This window comes from Rhodococcus sp. 06-156-4, assembly GCF_002259345.1.
Classification (GTDB): Bacteria; Actinomycetota; Actinomycetes; order Mycobacteriales; family Mycobacteriaceae; genus Rhodococcoides; species Rhodococcoides fascians_E.
In genome coordinates, this window is sequence record NZ_NPGB01000028.1 from 293630 (window position 1) to 310352 (window position 16723).

Genomic DNA, 16723 nt, shown 5'->3' on the forward strand with positions numbered 1-16723 from the left:
GCCGAACGCGGCTCATCTAGTATCTATGTTGTGTCTAAGGAGCCCACTGCCGCTGAGCACGCCTATGTGACGGTCAAGGAAATGATCGTCACCGGTGAGCTGCCCGGTGGGGAACTGGTCAGCGAAGGCGACATCGCCGGCCGAATGAACATCAGCCGCACTCCCGTCCGTGAGGCATTTCTGCGCCTACAGGTCGAAGGGTGGATGCGGCTCTACCCCAAGCGCGGCGCACTCGTCGTACCCATCGCTGCCAACGAGGCGGAACACGTCGTGTCCGCGCGGTGGCTCGTGGAGACCGGCAGCGTCCGAGTCGTCGCCGCGTCGCCGCACGTGCGCGAGCGGCTTCTGCCTCGGCTACGCGCGAACCTCGCCGAGCAACGGGAGATCGCCGCGACGGGTACGCGAGCCAACTTCAGCGCCGCGGACGCGGACTTCCACCGCCTGATCGTCCGAGCCGGTGCCAACCCACTGCTCGACGCCTTCTACGACGGACTTCGCGAGCGCCAGCGGCGGATGACGACGCATTCGCTCGCCCGTGATCCCGATCAGATCTCCCGCATCGTCGACGACCACAGCCGCCTCGCGGACTTGATCGAGGCCGCCGACGTCGACGGTTTCGGCGAGGCCGTCGACACCCACATGAGACGCACACACGGATTGGACGAAGGAGGCGCGACATGACCGAGAATTCAGTGAAGGGGTCCGAAGCAACGACTCCGACGCGGACGACCGATACCAGGACGGGACGGTGGATTCTCGTAGCCGCCGGGATGTTCGCCGTCGCGTGGGGCGGAAACGAGTTCACCCCGCTACTGGTGATGTACCGGCTCGAACACGGATTCTCGGCGATCACCGTCGACACGTTCCTGTTCGCGTACGTCATCGGCATCGTTCCTGCGTTGCTCGTCTGCGGTCCGTTGTCGGATCGGCTCGGCAGGCGTCCGATCATGTTGCCGGCGACGGCCGTCGCCGCGGCGGGATCGATCCTCATCGCCATGGGTGCGGACACCGCCGCGATACTCTTCTTCGGCCGCGTGCTCAGTGGTGTGGCACTCGGTATCGGCATGGCTGTCGGCGGCAGTTGGATCAAGGAACTGTCCGCTCGGGCCGGTTCCTCGGCGGGCGCGAGGCGCGCTGCCATGAGCCTCACCGCTGGATTTGCGCTCGGCGCAGGCGTGGCGGGCGTTCTCGCGCAATGGGGTCCGTGGCCCACGCATCTCGCGTACCTGGTGCATGTCGGGATCTGCGTCGTCACCGGCCTCGGCATGATCTCGGTTCCCGAGACGCGGCCCGCAGTGCCACCCGCCGATCGGCGTCGACTCGTCGACGACCTGAAGATCCCGTCCGCCGGGCACAAGCGGTTCCTGCTGGTCGTGGTTCCGCTCGCGCCGTGGGTGTTCGGTGCGGCCAGCGTCGCCTACGCCGTTCTGCCGTCGCTGATGGCAGACCACAGTGGAGGTCATCCGATTGCGTTGTCCGCGTTGATGTCCGTGATCGCACTCGGATCCGGATTCGCGATTCAGGCGGTCGGGCGCAGAATCGACACGCCCGACGCTGCTCGCGGCGCACTCGTCGCACTGACGATTCTGGTGGTCGGCATGGTGCTGGCCGCGTGGGCTGCCTCGGTGCTGACCATCGTCGCGGCGTTGATCGCGGCAGCTGTCCTCGGTTGCGGTTACGGCATGGCCCTGGTCTCCGGGCTGCAGGAGGTGCAGCGCATCGCCGGACCCGACGACCTGGCCGGGCTCACTGCGGTCTTCTACTCGCTGACCTACCTGGGCTTCGCTGTTCCCGCGATCCTGTCGGCGCTGACCGAAGCGTGGCCGGGGGTGGTGACCTATCCGGCGATCTTCACCGCCGGTGCCGTCATCGCTGCAGTCTGCTGGGCGTTCGTTCGTACCCGTTCGACCCACCACCTCCCGGCCGAGGCGTCTAAGATCAGCTGACTATGTCGGCCTCCCCGCTCGTGACCACGCGGCGGGTCCCACTCCTCGTTCCCGTCACCGGGTTGTCGGTGTGGGATTGGCGCGAGAGTTACGCCGTGTTCCTCGCCTTCGTGATCCCGATCCTGCTGCTCACCACCGTGCCAGTGTTGTTGCCGTTCTTCGCCATCGGGCTGATCGTCGTCGGTCTGGGGCTGCGTGTGCGCCGTATCGTCCGGTGGTGGACCCTGTTGAGATTCGCGGACCCGGTCGTCGTCGATGCCGTCGAGCAAACCGTGGCGTCGCGTGGCACCGTGCGTCTCGCTCATGCGACGGGGTGGCGTGTGCACCGCGGGTGGTTCACCGGCGAGATCCACGACAACACGATCACGTACACCGTGGGCGGAGCGCCGCGCACCCTCGTGGTGCGGGGCCTCCCGTACACCTCGGGGGTCGTACTCGCACACCCGACGCGACCTGATGCACTGTGCGTCAGCGCCTTTCCGTTCGATCTCCGGTTGAGCGACGACAGTCGGTGGTCGGTGTCGGTACCACCGTCGTCGTGGCTCGGTGCGGCGGCGACGGCCGTGCTGTACTCCGCGCTGGTGTTCGTCGTGTGGTGGACCCTGTAATTGCCGTGGTTCGAGAACTACGGCAGAGCGGGCAGCTGTTCCTGCCCCAGCCAGGCGTCCCACAGCGACCGCGGGGCTCCGAAGCGCGACGCCAGATCCGTGAAATCGGCGGTACTGACGGTCGAATAGCGGTACTTCGACGTCCATTCCTGAATCAGTTCGAAGAACTTGTCGTCGCCCATGGTGGTGCGCAGCGCATGCAACGTCAACGCGCCGCGCTTGTACACGCGGTCGTCGAACATCTTCGCGGGCCCCGGATCTCCCAGAATCAGATCCCGCGGAAGCCCTCGCTGCATGGTGTGTACGCGTCGGGCCTTCTCCGCTGCGGACGAGCCGCCGGAGTTCTCCGCCCAGATCCACTCGGAGTAACAGGCGAACCCCTCGTGCAGCCAGATGTCCTTCCACTTGCCGAGAGTGAGGCTGTTGCCGAACCACTGATGGGCGAGCTCATGCGCCACGAGCCGCTCGAAATACCGTGTGCCGGAACAGTGATTGGCGCCGAAGATGGACAGTCCCTGCGCTTCGATGGGGATCTCGAGGTCGTCGTCGGTGACCACCACGGTGTACGCGGCGAACGGATACGGACCGTAGAGGCGGGTGAAGGTCTCCATCATCTGCGGTTGACGGCCGAAGTCGTGCTCGAAATTGGGCCTGAGCCGGTGCGGCAGCACGGCTTTCATGCGGACGGGAGACTCGGTGATGGTGTGCTGGCTGTACGGGCCGATCTGGATGGTCGCGAGGTAGGTGGCCATCGGCTCCGGCTGCTCGTACACCCACGTGGTGCGGCTGGCACGAGTCTGCTTGCGAACCAGTGTCCCGTTGGCGATGGCGTAGTAAGGCGAATCGGTCGTGATGGTGATCCCGTAACTGGCCTTCGACACGGGGTGGTCGTCGCACGGAAACCACGACGCCGCGCCGTTCGGCTGACTCGCGACGATGGAACCCTCGGTGAGCTCGTCCCAGCCCACTTCGCCCCAGAACCCGTCGATGGGCTTCGGGGTTCCGCTGTACTGAATGTTCACCACCAGCGCCGCCCCCGACGCAACCGGCTTGGCGGGGGTGATCTTGAGCTTGCCTCGGTGCTGGCTGAACTTCACCGACCGTGAACCGTTGACGGTCACCTTGGACACGCGCAGTGCCGGGCCGAGATCGAACGCGAACTTCGAGACGGTGTCGGTGGTGACCGCCGTGATCTTCGCCTTACCGGCGAGCCGGTTGCTCTCGACCTTGTACTCGAGGTCCAACTCGTACCGCGACACCCGGTAGCCGCGATTGCCGTTCTGTGGCAGGTAGTCGTCGATCGGTGGGTCTGCGCCGTCGATGTCGAACGTCGGCGTCACCAACTTGGAGCCACCGAATTTCATAGGCCGGCCCCGGAGTCGAGCCCGCCGGAACGACTGTCGTGGGGGGCCGCGGTCACGATGCGTGCGAAGGGGTCGCCCTTGGCCCAGGGAGCGATGGGGTTGCCCTGCCAACGGGTGTGATGGGGAACCGTGTCTCCGCGCATAACCAATGATGCAGGACCGACCGTCGCGCCGTCACCGATACCGGCGGCAGGCAACGCGACGCAGTGCGGTCCCAAGGTTGCTCCTCGTCCCAGAGTGACGCTGTCCATGGACATGATCCGATCATGGAACAGGTGTGTCTGCACAACGCACCCTCGGTTCACGGTCGCGCCGTCGGCGAGAGTCACGAGATCAGCCTCCGGAAGCCAGTACGTCTCACACCACACTCCGCGTCCGATGTCGGCGCCGAGCCAGCGCAACCACATGTTCAGCACAGCAGTACCCTCGGCGGCCCGTGCGAACCACGGTGCGGCAACGGTCTCGACGAACGTGTCGGCCACCTCGTTGCGCCACACGAACGAACTCCACAACGGATGCTCGACCTTGTCGATGCGGCCGACCCACACCCATTTGGCGGCGGCCGACACTCCGGCCGCGACAGCTCCGGCGAGCAGCAGGACGAGGCCGCTGAGCAGCGCGGCCAGCCAGAAGCCCACGGCGTCGGCGATGGCGGTCAGCCCGAACAGAACGCCGAGCCCGATTCCGAACGTGACCATCACCGGGATCAGGCGGCACGTCTCGACGAGTGATCGCGCGATCTTCAGCTTCACCGGCGGATCGAACGTGCGCGACGAGTCGGCCCGGCCCGCTGCCCGGCGCAACCTCACCGGCGGGCTGCCGAGCCACGAGGATCCGGATTTCGCCTTGTCCGGCGTCGCCGACAGGACCGCGACGAGGCCGTTCTTCGGCACGGTGCGGCCCGGTCCGGTCATCCCGGAGTTGCCGAGGAACGCACGCTTGCCGACCTTCGCGTCACCCAGGTGCATCCACCCGCCACCGAGCTCGTAGCTCGCGACCATCGTGTCGTCGGCCAGGAATGCACCGTCGGCGACGGTCGTGAACTTGGGAATCATCAGCACGGTCGATGCCTCGACGTCCTTGCCGATCTTCGCGCCCAGCAACCGCAGCCAGTGGGGCGTGAGCAGCGACGCGTACAGCGGGAACAGGAACGTGCGGGCCGAGTCCATCAGGCGTTCGGTCGCCCACACCTGCCAACCGATGCGGCTCCGTACCGGGTGATATCCCTCGGTGAGGCCGATGCCGAGCAGGCGGACCGCCACCAGAGTGATCAGCGCGAACACACCGAGCGAGACGAGCGTGGCGACCGGAAGCATGATCGCCGCGCGCCCGACGGCACCCAGCAGGGTCGTCGCGGTGTGCAGCCACCACCCCATCAGTACGAGCGACACACCGAGGGAGAAGATCGCCATCCCGGACAGCATCAGCGACGCGACACCGTAGGCGAGGACCCAGCGCGTGGCCCGCGGGGGAGTCTCCTCCGGCCACGGATGCTCGGCCTTGCCGACCTTCTGCGCGGGCGATCCGGCCCACAGCTGACCCGCCTTGACCCGGCCGACGACGGCCGAGCCCGCACTCACCACGGCGTTCTTGCCGACGGTCGTGCCCGGCAGGAGTGTGGACCGAGCCCCGACGGTAGCGCCCGCACCGATCTTGATACCGCCGATGTAGACGATGTCGCCGTCGATCCAGTGGCCGCTGAGATCCACTTCCGGTTCGACCGAACAACCGTCGCCCAGCTCGAGCATCCCGGTCACCGGGGGAAGGGTGTGCAGGTCGACGCCCTTGCCGATCTTCGCGCCGAGCGCGCGGGCGTAGTAGACCATCCACGGAGCACCGGACAGGTTGGACGCGCCACTGGCGTCGGTCAGCCTCGTCGCGGTCCACAGACGAATGTGTGCGCTACCGCCGCGTCGATACGCGCCGGGCTTCAGACCGGCCAGCAGGACGCGCGAACCGACGACCGAGATCGCCATGCGGCCGACCGGAGTGATGAACGCGACGAACGCGACCAGAATCCACCACCAGGACACCGTCGGCGCCCACGGAACCTCGGCGAACCAGCTCATCACGTTGAACAGGATCCCCAGCCACGTGATCCACTGCAGACCCGTCAACGTCGTCAGCGGGACCGTGGCCGCGATCTGCGTCCACTGGGCCGACCTGGACGTCGGCTCGACTTCACGCGGAACCACCTCGACGGGCGGCTTCAACTCGTCGAGGTAGCGCGCGAGCGACCCGAGACGAGGGTGGTCGTAGAGCTGCGCGACGGTGATCTCCGGGAATCGCTCGCGCAGTGCCGTCACCAGCTGAGCCGCGGACAGGGATCCGCCGCCGTTCTGGAAGAAGTCCGCGTTCTCGTCGGAGACCTGCGCGCCGAGGATGTTGGTCCACAGCCCGGCGACCCATCCTGCGGTGCCGGCGAGATCGGAGCCCTCGCCCATGCCGGGCAACGGCCACGGCAGGGCGTTGCGGTCCACCTTGCCCGACGTCCTCGTCGGCATTTCCTCGACGAGCGCGAGCCGCGGAACGAGTGCCGACGGCAACTGTTCGGCCAGAATCCGGCGAGCAGCTTCCAGGTCGAAGTGAGGATCGGTGCTGGCCAGATAGCCGACGAGCACCGAGTTGCCTGCGCCGGTCTTGCGTACGGCAGCAGCCGCACCGCCGACACCGGGAAGCGCCTGCAGTGCGTTGTCGATCTCACCGAGCTCGATGCGTCGGCCGCCCAACTTGATCTGATCGTCGGCGCGGCCCTGGAACAGCAGGCCTTCGAGCTCGAGCTTCACCAGGTCGCCGCTGCGGTAGGCGCGGTCCCATCCGAGCGTCGGCATCGGCGCGTACTTCTCGGCGTCCTTGGCCGGGTCGAGATAGCGGGCGAGGCCGACGCCGCCGATCACCAGCTCACCGACTTCGCCGACGGCAACAGGGTGGCCCGACCCGTCGACGACGGCCAGATCCCACCCGTCGAGCGGGAGGCCGATCCGAACGGGTCCCTTGCCGTCCATGATCGACGCGCAGGCGACGACGGTGGCCTCGGTGGGTCCGTAGGTGTTCCACACCTCGCGGCCGTCGACGGCGAGGCGCTCGGCCAGTTCCGGCGGGCACGCTTCTCCGCCGAAGATCAGCAGCCGGACGGCTTCCAACGCGACGGCAGGCCACAGGGCAGCGAGCGTCGGGACGGTCGAGACGACGGAGATGTCGCGGGACACCAGCCACGGCCCGAGATCGAATCCACTGCGCACCAGGGACCGGGGAGCGGGCACCAGGCATGCACCGTGCCGCCACGCCAGCCACATCTCCTCGCACGAGGCGTCGAAAGCCACCGACAAGCCGGCGAGGACACGGTCGCCCGGTCCCAGCGGATCGTCCTGCATGAACATCCGAGCTTCGGCGTCGACGAACGCCGCCGCGTTGCGATGACTGACCGCAACACCCTTCGGGGTGCCGGTGGAGCCGGAGGTGAAGATGACCCACGCGTCGTCGTCGGGAGTCGGGGTCGTCAGAGCATCAGGGGCGGGGGTGTCCTGCTTCTCGGCCGTACCGGCGGCGATACCGCCTGCCGTGACGACGGCGGTCACCTTGGCCTCGCCGAAGACGAGCTCGGCCCGCTCGTCGGGGTCGTCGGCGTCGACCGGCACGTAGGCGGCGCCTGCGTTCAGGATCGACAGAATCGCGACGTACAGGGAGAAGGAACCGGACGGCATCCGGATGCCGACGCGATCGCCGCGCCGGACGCCGGCCCTGGCCAGCCACTGAGCGCCTTCGTCGATGTCCTCGAGCAGTTCGCGGTAGCTGACGGAGACGGTGCCGTCGTCGATGGCCGGTGCGTCGGGAAACTGCGACGTCGTGGACCGCAGGATGTCGATGAGCGTGCGTTCCTGTGGAGCACGCTCACCGCGCAGGAACTCGGGCGGAACCCCGTTGCGGGTGTCGGCCGTTTCCGATGGTGATTGCACAGACAACCGGGTGTCCTTCTTCTCGTGTGGTACCGAAATTCGAACGAACGTCGCGCGTCGTTATCTCATGTTCGGTTGTCCAGAAGGTGAACAGTCTCGGCTGTCCCCTTCCGACACAAGTCGTAGCTCGGCATTGCGCGGATTCTACTAGGAAGTGCCCCGTTCGCCCCTGTCGAAGGGTTTCCTACCTGGGAGGTTGACAATCCCTCGCCGCGTTTGCCATCCTCTTTTCAGGTCATGAGTACCAGCATCGAGCCCCGGCTTGCTGGTCGGCAACCCTCCTCCGCGGTGGGGTGCTCCGGGTGACGACCTGGCTGGCGCCGGAAAACCGGTGCAGCAAGCGCGGACTCGATTTCCGACAGGTACGTCGGGTCCCTTGATCGACAAGGGGTTATTTGTCATGACTGCTGTTCTGAACAACTCGTGTGCGTCTTTCGCGGCCGTCAGCGGAGCTGACCTTCAGGTCCCGTTGGTCGACGGAACGAGTTGCACATACGCCAATTTCGACTACGCGGCCAGCGCGCCTGCGCTCGCCGAGGTCACCGCACGGATCGCCGAGTTGCTTCCGTACTACTCGAGCGTGCACCGCGGAGCCGGGTACGCATCCCGTGTGTGCACGGCCGCGTACGAGAAGGCCCGGGTGACGGTGTCCGATTTCGTGGGCGCACAACCGGATTCGGTCGTCGTCTTCACCAGGAACACCACGGATTCGCTGAACCTGCTCGCGGGATGTGTACCGGGTGACACCGTGGTGCTGGACATCGAGCACCACGCGAACCTGTTGCCGTGGAGGGATCGTCGCGTTGTGGTCGCCGCCGACTCGATCGCCGAGACGCTGACGCGCATCGAGGTCGAGCTGGAGACGAAACCCGCTGCGCTGCTGGCGATCACCGGCGCGTCGAACGTCACCGGAGAGGTGCTGCCGATCCGCGAACTGGCCGAGCTCGCGCACTCGCACGGTGCGCGCATCCTCGTCGACGGCGCGCAGTTGGTGCCGCATCGCCGCATCGACATCGGTGATCTGGGTGTCGACTACCTCGCGTTCTCCGGCCACAAGCTGTACGCGCCGCACGGTGCAGGCGTCCTCGTCGGCAAGCGGGACTGGCTCGACGCGGCCGGGCCGTACCTCGCCGGAGGCGGCGCCGTGCGCTCGGTCTCGATCGATCGGACCGAATGGGCGCCGGTCCCCGCACGGCACGAGGCCGGAACTCCGAACGTCCTGGGAGTCGTCGCACTGGCCACGGCATGCGAGGCGCTGGCTCGGCACGAGTCGGCAGGATCGATCTCGCACGAGCGCGAACTGTCCGACCGTCTGCGCGACGGTCTGTCGTCGATCGACGGCGTCGGCCTTCTGACGGTCTGGAACGACGCACCGGACACTGTGGGCATTGTCACATTCACGGTCGACGGGTACGGCCCGGGCGAGATCGCCGCGTACCTGTCGGCAGAGCACGGAATCGGTGTGCGCGACGGCAAGTTCTGCGCGCATCCACTGCTGTCCAGGCTCGGCCACGCAGGCGGGGCCGTACGCGCCAGCCTGGGGCTCGGCAGTTCCGGAGGCGACGTCGACAGGCTGATCGACGCGGTCCGGACCCTCGCAACCGACGGACCGTCCTGGACGTACGAGGAGGACGGCGGATGGTGGAATCCGGTGCCGGATCCCCGCCCGTTCCCCGATCTGGCCGACGGTGCCGCAGGCGTGGGATCCCCATGCGCCACACAAACGGTTAGCATCGCTTCATGACAGCAATTGCTCTGTCGCAGAGCGGACTCTGGTCGGATCGCTACGTCGATCTGTGCCGTACCGCCTCGGGGTCGTGTAGGCGTTCGGGCTAGGCCTCAGCCGTCATATCCCTGCTTGCACCAGAAGGACTTCACCTTCATGTCGAACAGTTCAGCCGTACGCGTAGCACTCGTCCACCCGTCGCAGTGGACCGAAATCACCGACGCAGCCCCCACCGAGACGATCGTGCGGATCGAAGCCGCCGACCTTCGTGAAGGGCAGCAGGCACGAGCTCGTGCCCGCGCCGAGGCCGTCGAGGCGGGCAAAGACGCGGACAGCGTCGCCGTGTTCCTCGACATCGAAATCCACATCGCCGACGACGCGAGGACGGCTCGCCGCGAGTTCGCGGCCCTCGACGCGCCTACGGTGCCCGGGTCGATTCGCTACGTCGGCACACCCTCCGGACTGGCCGGCCTGATCGCCGATGTCAAGGCCGCCGACGTCGCCGACGGTGTGACCCTCCTGCCCGTCGGGCCCACGTCCCGGAATCTGGACCGCGTCGCCGACGGCGTCGTGCCGTGGCTGGAGGACCGCGGCGTGGTGTTCGCAGCGGATGCAGTTCTCGAAGGTGCAGGCGTCGCTCGTCGCAGCCGAGTGCTGGCGTCCTGATCCAGGTCACCCTCGCGGTCGGGTCACGCGTTCAGGTGACGTCGACCGCGAGTCCTGCGGTGATGCGCAGTAGTTCCGCGCTGGTGGTCCGGAAGACAGTGTTCGGATGCCCCGCCGCCGCCCACAGTTCTTTGTGTTCGGCCAGCGACTCGTCCACGTAGGTGGGCAGGTTGGTGGGGTGCCCGACGGGCGCGATGCCGCCGATCGGCTGCCCGGTCGCGTGCTTGACGAGGTCGAGCGGGGCACGCGTCAACGTTCCGTCGAGGCGGGCGCCTGTCGCCTCCAGGTTCACCTGATGCGCACCCGACACGAGCAGAAGAACCGGATCGTCGTCGAGCAGGAAGACCAGCGATTTCACGATCGCGCCGACGGCGACACCCAACGATTCAGCGGCGGCCTCGGCCGTCGGTGTCGGCTCGGGCGAGGTGACGACGACGCCGTGGTGTCCGCGCGAGATCAGAATGTCCGCGACGTGGGCTGCGTTCGGGTGAAGTAGCCGGGGCATCTTCCAATGGTATTGCCACTCGGCCCCGTTCGCAGTTACTCGTTGCGCAGTTCGCCGAACAGCCTGAGCCTCGCCATGCCGCCGTCGGGGAAGATGTCCATGCGCACCTCGGACACCGGCTCGGAGTGATCGAGCAGGAAGCGATGCCTGGTGTCCGGCTGCAGACGAGTGCGCGGCAGCAGTTCGATCCATTCACCGTTTCCGAGTTTGCCCGTCAACGACGCAGCACCGGGAGCGTTTCCGAGGAAGCACGACGTGTCGAGCTCGGCCAGATGGATCGTGCCCGTTCCGGCGAGAGTGACCTGGACCCAGTCGTTGGCGTCGTTGCGGCGGCGTGATGTCTCCCATCCTTCGCCCATCGAGCGAGGCGGTCCGGGGAACAACAGATTGTTGGGTGAGCTGTAGAACATGTTGGAGCACGCCGAGACGTACCCGCCGTTCTCGAGCGCCGCAAGATCGAACGGGCCTGCGGCGATGAAGCGCGGATCCGGCTTTCCTCGGCCCAGCACTCGCAACCGCGCGACACCGCCGTCCGGGTAGATGCTGAGCTTGACGTGGGTCCAGCGCTCCTCCGAGGCCACCTTGAAACGGTTCTCGGAGTCGCCCTCGACGGCGCTCTTCGGGACGATGGTCTCCCACGTGGTGTCCTCGTACAGTTCCTTCGCCGACGGGAAGCCTTCGACGGACGCCGCTTCGACGGAAATCTCCGGCGGGTAATTGCCGGTGAACCAGGCGGTGTCGACGACGACTGCGTCGACGACACCCGGCGCTCCGAGCCGCACGATGGCCTCGTCGTAACCCGATTCGCGACGCCGCCGCGTCTCCCAGCCGTCGTAGATCTGCCCTTTGTGACCGAAGGTGGCGGTCTGGTAATCGGCCTTCCCCGGCTTGACCAGATTCTCCTTCTCCGCGAACGTTTCGTCGTTCGCCCACACGACTGCGCCACCGAGAGTGCGTACCGCGAGATCTGGCAAGGGGAGGGGGAAGGTGGTTGTCATGGTGGTCAGGATACTGGGAGTGCGTCCGGTTGCTCGGTGCGTGCGGCCTTCGTGAAGGCGAACAGCAGGGCGATCCCCACCGCCGAATACGCCGCGAGGGCCAGTGCAGGCTGACCGAGGCCCGTCCCGGAGAAGTACACGATGCTGCGCACACCCTCGGTGCCGATTCCCGGCGTGATCCACCGCCCGACGGCGGCGTAGAACTCGGGGAGTACGTAGGGTCCGAACGCGCCTCCGGCACTTGGGTTTCCGAGGATCACGAACACGATGATGGCGATCGGTACCGCCGCCACTCCGATGGCTGCGCGCAGCCCGAGCGTGAACATCGACGTCGCGAACACCACTCCGGTGCCGAGGAGCCACAGCGGGAACCAGTGACCGGCGAACGTGCCGAGCAGGTGGGTGACGATCAGCGCTCCCAGCGCACCGGACAGCACGGAGTACGCGGCGAAGATTCCGAGTTGGGCAGCGGCGTCGCGGCGGGACTTCGGGGCGCCGACGAGCAGGCCGATCGCGGCGGCCAGCAGGTATCCGCCGACGACCCAGCCGACGGACAGATAGAACCCGGACAGTCCGCGGTTGTCGTGGATCCCGACGGGGATGTCGTCACGGACGACGAACTGGCGGCCCTGTGAGGCCTCGACCTCGGTGAAGATCGACTCGAGGGCAGCGGAGATGGAGCTTCCCGCGGCGCTCGCCGTGATGACCGTGTCCGTGCCCGAGGCGCTGACGACATAGGCGCCCAGCACCTCGCGGTCGCGGATCAACGACCTGGCATCTTCGGTGCTGGCGACCGCGCGCGCGTCGAGAGGTGTGCCGTCGATGGCGTTGAGCTTGTCCGCGGTGTCGGTGTCGATTCCTGCGGGCAGACCTTGCTCGGCCACCACCGCGATGGGTATTTCCCGCGGGGTGGGCTGATGGAACGCGGCAACATAGCTCGCGATGAAGCCGAGTTGGAGCAGTAGTACCCCGAACGCGATCCAGACGACCTTGCGCATGCGATCTCCTCCGACACGATTGTGAATACCTCAGGTATTGAATACTCTAGGTATCGTGAACCGACAGGGTCAAGCAACGTGGGCGCCGACACAACGTCCCGGCCGCGAAAACGTGCGCGAACGACTGCTCGACGCCGCCGCCGACGAATTCACCGAGAACGGCTACGCCGCAGCCAAACTGCAGGACATCGCCCGCCGAGCCGGATTCACCAAGGGCGCCGTCTACTCCAACTTCGAATCCAAACAGGCACTCTTCGCGGAGTTGCTGTCCAAGAAGTCGATGGACCTCGCCACCCGCGTCATCGACACCGTCTCCGGCCTCGGCCCGGGCGACGCCGCAGGCAGAAGCGGCGACGCCATCGCCTCCTGGGTCGTCGACGAACCGCGCTGGCCACTGCTCGTCACCGAATACGGGATCCAAGCCGGCCGAGACCCCAGCCTCGCCGACGGATATCGACACGAACGCCGCCGACTCCGCGACGAACTCGAACGACTGATCGCCGAACGAGCCGACGACTGGGGCGTCGGCACCGGAATCGACGCACGCCGCGTCGCAACATCACTGCTCGCCCTGATCTCCGGCCTCGCCGTCGAACACTCCGTCGACCCGGAGAAGATCGACCACGACGCCATCGGCGACGCCATCTCCGCCCTCTTCACCGGCGCAATCGCACGCGCCGCTCTCGAACGTTGAACCCGGGCATCCCGAAATCTCGCAGGCTCCACTCCTGATTGGAGCCGACAGGGATGGGTAACTACGACTCATGACTGCTCAAAATCCTGAACCCGACGACACTGCAGGCCTCGAGGCCGGCGGCGGCGTCACGCCGGGCGATACCCCTCCCGCCGAGACGGGAGTGAGCGGACCGCAGCACGAGCCCCCGCAGCGCAGCCTGGCCATGCCCGTTGTTGTTCTCGGTGTGATCGGACTGATCGTCGTGATCGTCGTGCTTGCCTTCGTCGGCCGGACGCTGGATCTGTTCTAGCGCCGTTAGAGCTTCAACCCAGGAGTCGAATCAACGATTCGACCAATTCGCCTCTCCAGCACAGCCATTCGTGACCGCCGTCGAACTCGGAGTATCGAACGTCGATGCCCCGAGTTCGCAGCATGTCCGCAATGCGCTCGTTGTTCGCCGGCATGTGCCCTTCGTGAATCCCCACCGTCATGTCCACGCGGAACGGCGAAACCGCCTGATCGGCAATCATGTCCGCGATGCGCCCACCCAGTGGGCCCTGCACGTCGCCGTGCGGCATCTGCGGCCACCAGAAGGAGCCCGACTGGCTCGCCACCAGCGCGAACCGGTCCGGCCGGGTCAGTGCGGCGAACATCCCTGCCAGGCCGCCATAGCTCTGCCCGGCGACAACAGTGCGCGTCGGATCGTCGGTGAACGGTGTGATGTCGGCCACCAGCGGCAGCAGCTCGTCGGTGATCGCTCGCCAGAAATCGGCGTTGCAGGGGAGTTCCCTACCCCGTGTGTCGTTGTCGATCGTGTGAACGAACACCAGGACAGCCGCGGGGAACTCGCCCGCCTCGGTGGCCAGGTCCAGAACCGGCGCGAGCGGATTGTCCTCCACCCAGCGCTCGCCGTCGAGAACGATCACCAGGGGGCGTTGTGCATCGACGTCTCCCGGGGTCCGGTGCACCCAGACCCGTCGGCTGTTGCCGAGTACAGTGCTGTCCCAGACCAGTTCGTGCGGATCCTCGCCGGTCTTGTCCGCCTCGTGCCACCAGCGTTGGACGGGCGCGTCCGGCATCTCGGCCAATGACGCCCGGTCCGTGCCCGACGCCGAGGACCGTCGTGGATTGAACTCGTCGGCCACCGCATGATCGAGAAGCCCGAGGAACCTCGATCGGACCCCCGCTACCGTGTCGGCTATCCCGGGCGGATCCACCTGCGCAACCAACTCCGCCGATGCGGGCACGAACCGGTAACTGCCGCGCCACGTCGATGCGACCTCGGTGGACCAGAACCAGATGCCGGTGTCGTCCAGTCGACGCATCGTCGTCAACTGCGCACTGTGATGGTCGGTCAACGAGCTCGCGTCGAAATACACGCGCGCCGGATCCGCGCCGCTGGAGTGCCTGTACAGAAAGCCGACCTGCACGCGACCGTCGGCCACGGCCGCGATTCGCGGAGTTCCCGCGCGCGAGACGCGTTTCCAGAACTCGGGCTCGGATCCGGCCTCCGCGAGCTGGGAGCGCACTGTCGTTTCCACATCAACTACCATCAGGCAAGCCTAACCTCAGATCGAAAGGTTCATTCCTCGTGCCCACCAGCCGTACCTTCACCCGCGCCGCGGCGGTACTGATCGCGTCGACGGTCGCCCTCGTCGGTTGCAGTTCGTCCGCCGACGACGCGGCCGAGAACTCCGAGACAACAGCAGTAGCGTCCTCCGACGGATCCTGGCCCCGAACGGTCGACACCGAACAGGGGCCGGTGGAGATTCCGGCGCAGCCGGAGAGAATTCTGTCCACGGCGGTCACCCTCACCGGCAGTCTGCTGGCGATCGATGCTCCCGTGGTCGCGAGCGGGGCGACGTCGCCGAACACCGACGTCGCCGACGGTCAGGGATTCTTCACGCAGTGGGGTGGCATCGCGGCCGAACGTGGCGTGAAACCGCTTCCCGCGACGGACATCGACGTCGAGCAGGTGATCGGTCAGAACCCGGACCTGATCGTCGTCTCCAAGACCGGTGCGGACTCGGCGATCGACCTGTACGACCAGTTGAGTGCAGTCGCGCCGACCATCGTCGTGGACTACGGCAACAACTCGTGGCAGGACGTCACCGAACTTCTCGGCGAAGCGACCGGCCACGAGGCGCAAGCGCAGGAGAAGATCGCGACGTTCGAGGATCTGGTGGCGTCTGCGAAGGCGGAGATGGCCTTGCCGCCGCAGCCGACCACGGCGTTGGTCTACAACGGCGCCGAGGGGTCCAACGTGTGGACGGAAGAATCCGCGCAGGGAAGTCTGTTGACCGAGCTGGGATTCACTCTCGCCGACATCCCCTCGGCCGCACTGGGTGACACGTCGATGGGTGCGCGCAAGGACATCGTCCAGATCTCGCCCGAGAACTACTCGCTCGCCTTGGCCGGGCAGACAGTCGTTCTCGTGACGGCCGACGACACCGACGTGGCCGAGTACCGAGCCGACGCCCTGCTCGCACAGACTCCCGCCGTGCAGCAACAGCACGTCTACGCCGTCGGACTGGACACGTTCCGGCTCGACTATTACAGCGCAACCAACTTCGTCGAGCGCCTGCAGGAAGAACTGTCCTGACGAGTGGCCGCCGTGCTGATCGTCCGAACGTCAGTACGGCGGCCAACCGTCCTCGGGGCCGAGTACGCGCTCGATGCGCGTGCGGTTGATCTTCGCCAGCTCGTCCCGCATGACCTTGCGTTCGGTCTCGTCGGAATTGTCGAGGCGATGCCCCAGGTCGACGAGCACGGCGCGGGGGTCGAGACGGAAGGAATCGTCACCGAGCATCGTCGAGCACACGATGTAGCCGTAACCGAACCTTTCGATGTACATGCGGCACGCGTCGATGAACACACTCTGCGTCGCCGGATCCATCCCAGCGCACGTACGTCCGACAGGCCGGAGCGTCGACGCCAGGTAGTCCACGTCTGCGTCGGACAGCTCCGCAAGTTCTGCATCCGCCCGCGCGAACAACTCGGAGTACGACCCGTACGGCCGCGCGTCGGCGACTCGTGATGCCCACGTGTGCGAACAGCTGCACTCGTACAGCGCGTGCACCGCTTTGCGACGCGGCAGATCGTTGAACGTCTCGAGCCCGAGTCCCTGGTGCATCATCATGAAGAAATCATGAGCCGCCGAGGATGCGAACTCCAGGCCTGAGCAGGGTCTTAGCCCAGGCGTAACGCGGCGTAACACGGTGCTGCACTTCCAGCCCTCCCGACCCGAGCCCCTGCGCCGTTCGGAACGGTGCGGGGTCGT

General features: G+C 66.6%; 15 protein-coding genes and 1 riboswitch. Of the genes, 8 read left to right on the top strand and 7 right to left on the bottom strand.

Features of this window, described 5'->3' with window-relative positions:
- Nucleotides 1-30 precede the first annotated feature (30 nt).
- Genes CH290_RS21295 through CH290_RS21305 form a run of 3 tightly spaced genes read left to right on the top strand, consistent with a single transcriptional unit; the run spans nucleotide 31 to nucleotide 2554 of the window.
- The gene (locus tag CH290_RS21295) at nucleotides 31-681 is read left to right on the top strand and encodes a GntR family transcriptional regulator (protein ID WP_033190135.1); all 651 of its coding nucleotides are present in this window, start codon (nucleotides 31-33) and stop codon (nucleotides 679-681) included.
- The gene (locus CH290_RS21300) at nucleotides 678-1946 is read left to right on the top strand and encodes an MFS transporter (RefSeq protein WP_019663030.1); all 1269 of its coding nucleotides are present in this window, start codon (nucleotides 678-680) and stop codon (nucleotides 1944-1946) included. Before CH290_RS21295 ends, CH290_RS21300 begins: the two co-directional genes overlap by 4 nt.
- A gap of 2 nt (nucleotides 1947-1948) precedes the next feature.
- Nucleotides 1949-2554, top strand: coding sequence for a hypothetical protein (locus tag CH290_RS21305; RefSeq protein WP_019663031.1), 606 nt, complete (start codon nucleotides 1949-1951; stop codon nucleotides 2552-2554).
- Between the two features lie 17 nt (nucleotides 2555-2571).
- Here the strand turns inward: CH290_RS21305 and CH290_RS21310 are convergent, their stop codons facing one another.
- Together CH290_RS21310 and CH290_RS21315 are read right to left on the bottom strand one after the other, a co-directional pair.
- Nucleotides 2572-3918, bottom strand: coding sequence for a M1 family metallopeptidase (locus tag CH290_RS21310; protein WP_033190136.1), 1347 nt, complete (start codon nucleotides 3916-3918; stop codon nucleotides 2572-2574).
- The gene (locus tag CH290_RS21315) at nucleotides 3915-7880 is read right to left on the bottom strand and encodes a Pls/PosA family non-ribosomal peptide synthetase (RefSeq protein ID WP_052083227.1); all 3966 of its coding nucleotides are present in this window, start codon (nucleotides 7878-7880) and stop codon (nucleotides 3915-3917) included. Before CH290_RS21315 ends, CH290_RS21310 begins: the two co-directional genes overlap by 4 nt.
- Nucleotides 7881-8107: 227 nt before the next feature.
- A riboswitch (SAM riboswitch) is annotated at nucleotides 8108-8223 on the top strand.
- 51 nt (nucleotides 8224-8274) lie between these two features.
- On the opposite strand from CH290_RS21315, the gene CH290_RS21320 reads away from it, so the two are divergent.
- Together CH290_RS21320 and CH290_RS21325 are read left to right on the top strand one after the other, a co-directional pair.
- Entirely contained in the window at nucleotides 8275-9618 is a 1344-nt protein-coding gene (locus CH290_RS21320) for an aminotransferase class V-fold PLP-dependent enzyme (protein WP_033190137.1), read from the top strand.
- 138 nt (nucleotides 9619-9756) lie between these two features.
- Nucleotides 9757-10266 (top strand): hypothetical protein, encoded by a 510-nt coding sequence (locus CH290_RS21325; RefSeq protein ID WP_230594324.1) that lies wholly within the window; start codon nucleotides 9757-9759, stop codon nucleotides 10264-10266.
- Nucleotides 10267-10297: 31 nt separating this feature from the next.
- On the opposite strand, the gene CH290_RS21330 is transcribed toward CH290_RS21325, so the two are convergent.
- The 3 genes from CH290_RS21330 to CH290_RS21340 are packed head-to-tail and all read right to left on the bottom strand — an operon-like array spanning nucleotide 10298 to nucleotide 12767.
- Nucleotides 10298-10771: a YbaK/EbsC family protein gene (locus CH290_RS21330; protein WP_019663036.1), complete on the bottom strand. Its 474-nt coding sequence runs from the start codon at nucleotides 10769-10771 to the stop codon at nucleotides 10298-10300.
- Between the two features lie 35 nt (nucleotides 10772-10806).
- Nucleotides 10807-11769: an allantoicase gene (gene alc / locus CH290_RS21335; protein WP_033190138.1), complete on the bottom strand. Its 963-nt coding sequence runs from the start codon at nucleotides 11767-11769 to the stop codon at nucleotides 10807-10809.
- 5 nt (nucleotides 11770-11774) lie between these two features.
- On the bottom strand, nucleotides 11775-12767 hold the full coding sequence (locus tag CH290_RS21340) for a hypothetical protein (protein WP_019663038.1): 993 nt from the start codon (nucleotides 12765-12767) through the stop codon (nucleotides 11775-11777).
- Nucleotides 12768-12879: 112 nt separating this feature from the next.
- On the opposite strand from CH290_RS21340, the gene CH290_RS21345 reads away from it, so the two are divergent.
- Nucleotides 12880-13461 carry a TetR/AcrR family transcriptional regulator gene (locus tag CH290_RS21345; protein ID WP_033190139.1) on the top strand — a complete coding sequence of 194 codons (582 nt, stop codon included), beginning with the start codon at nucleotides 12880-12882 and terminating at the stop codon, nucleotides 13459-13461.
- A 70-nt stretch (nucleotides 13462-13531) separates the two neighbouring features.
- Nucleotides 13532-13753, top strand: a complete 222-nt coding sequence (locus CH290_RS21350; protein ID WP_019663040.1) for a DUF6480 family protein — start codon at nucleotides 13532-13534, stop codon at nucleotides 13751-13753.
- A 13-nt stretch (nucleotides 13754-13766) separates the two neighbouring features.
- Here the strand turns inward: CH290_RS21350 and fes are convergent, their stop codons facing one another.
- Complete coding sequence (fes, locus tag CH290_RS21355; protein WP_033190140.1) at nucleotides 13767-14996, bottom strand: enterochelin esterase; 1230 nt, start codon at nucleotides 14994-14996, stop codon at nucleotides 13767-13769.
- 38 nt (nucleotides 14997-15034) lie between these two features.
- Here fes and fepB point away from each other — a divergent pair, with 38 nt between their 5' ends.
- On the top strand, nucleotides 15035-16045 hold the full coding sequence (gene fepB, locus CH290_RS21360; protein WP_020110926.1) for a Fe2+-enterobactin ABC transporter substrate-binding protein: 1011 nt from the start codon (nucleotides 15035-15037) through the stop codon (nucleotides 16043-16045).
- 30 nt (nucleotides 16046-16075) lie between these two features.
- On the opposite strand, the gene CH290_RS21365 is transcribed toward fepB, so the two are convergent.
- Complete coding sequence (locus CH290_RS21365) at nucleotides 16076-16582, bottom strand: 2-oxo-4-hydroxy-4-carboxy-5-ureidoimidazoline decarboxylase (RefSeq protein WP_019663043.1); 507 nt, start codon at nucleotides 16580-16582, stop codon at nucleotides 16076-16078.
- Between the last annotated feature and the right edge of the window lie 141 nt (nucleotides 16583-16723).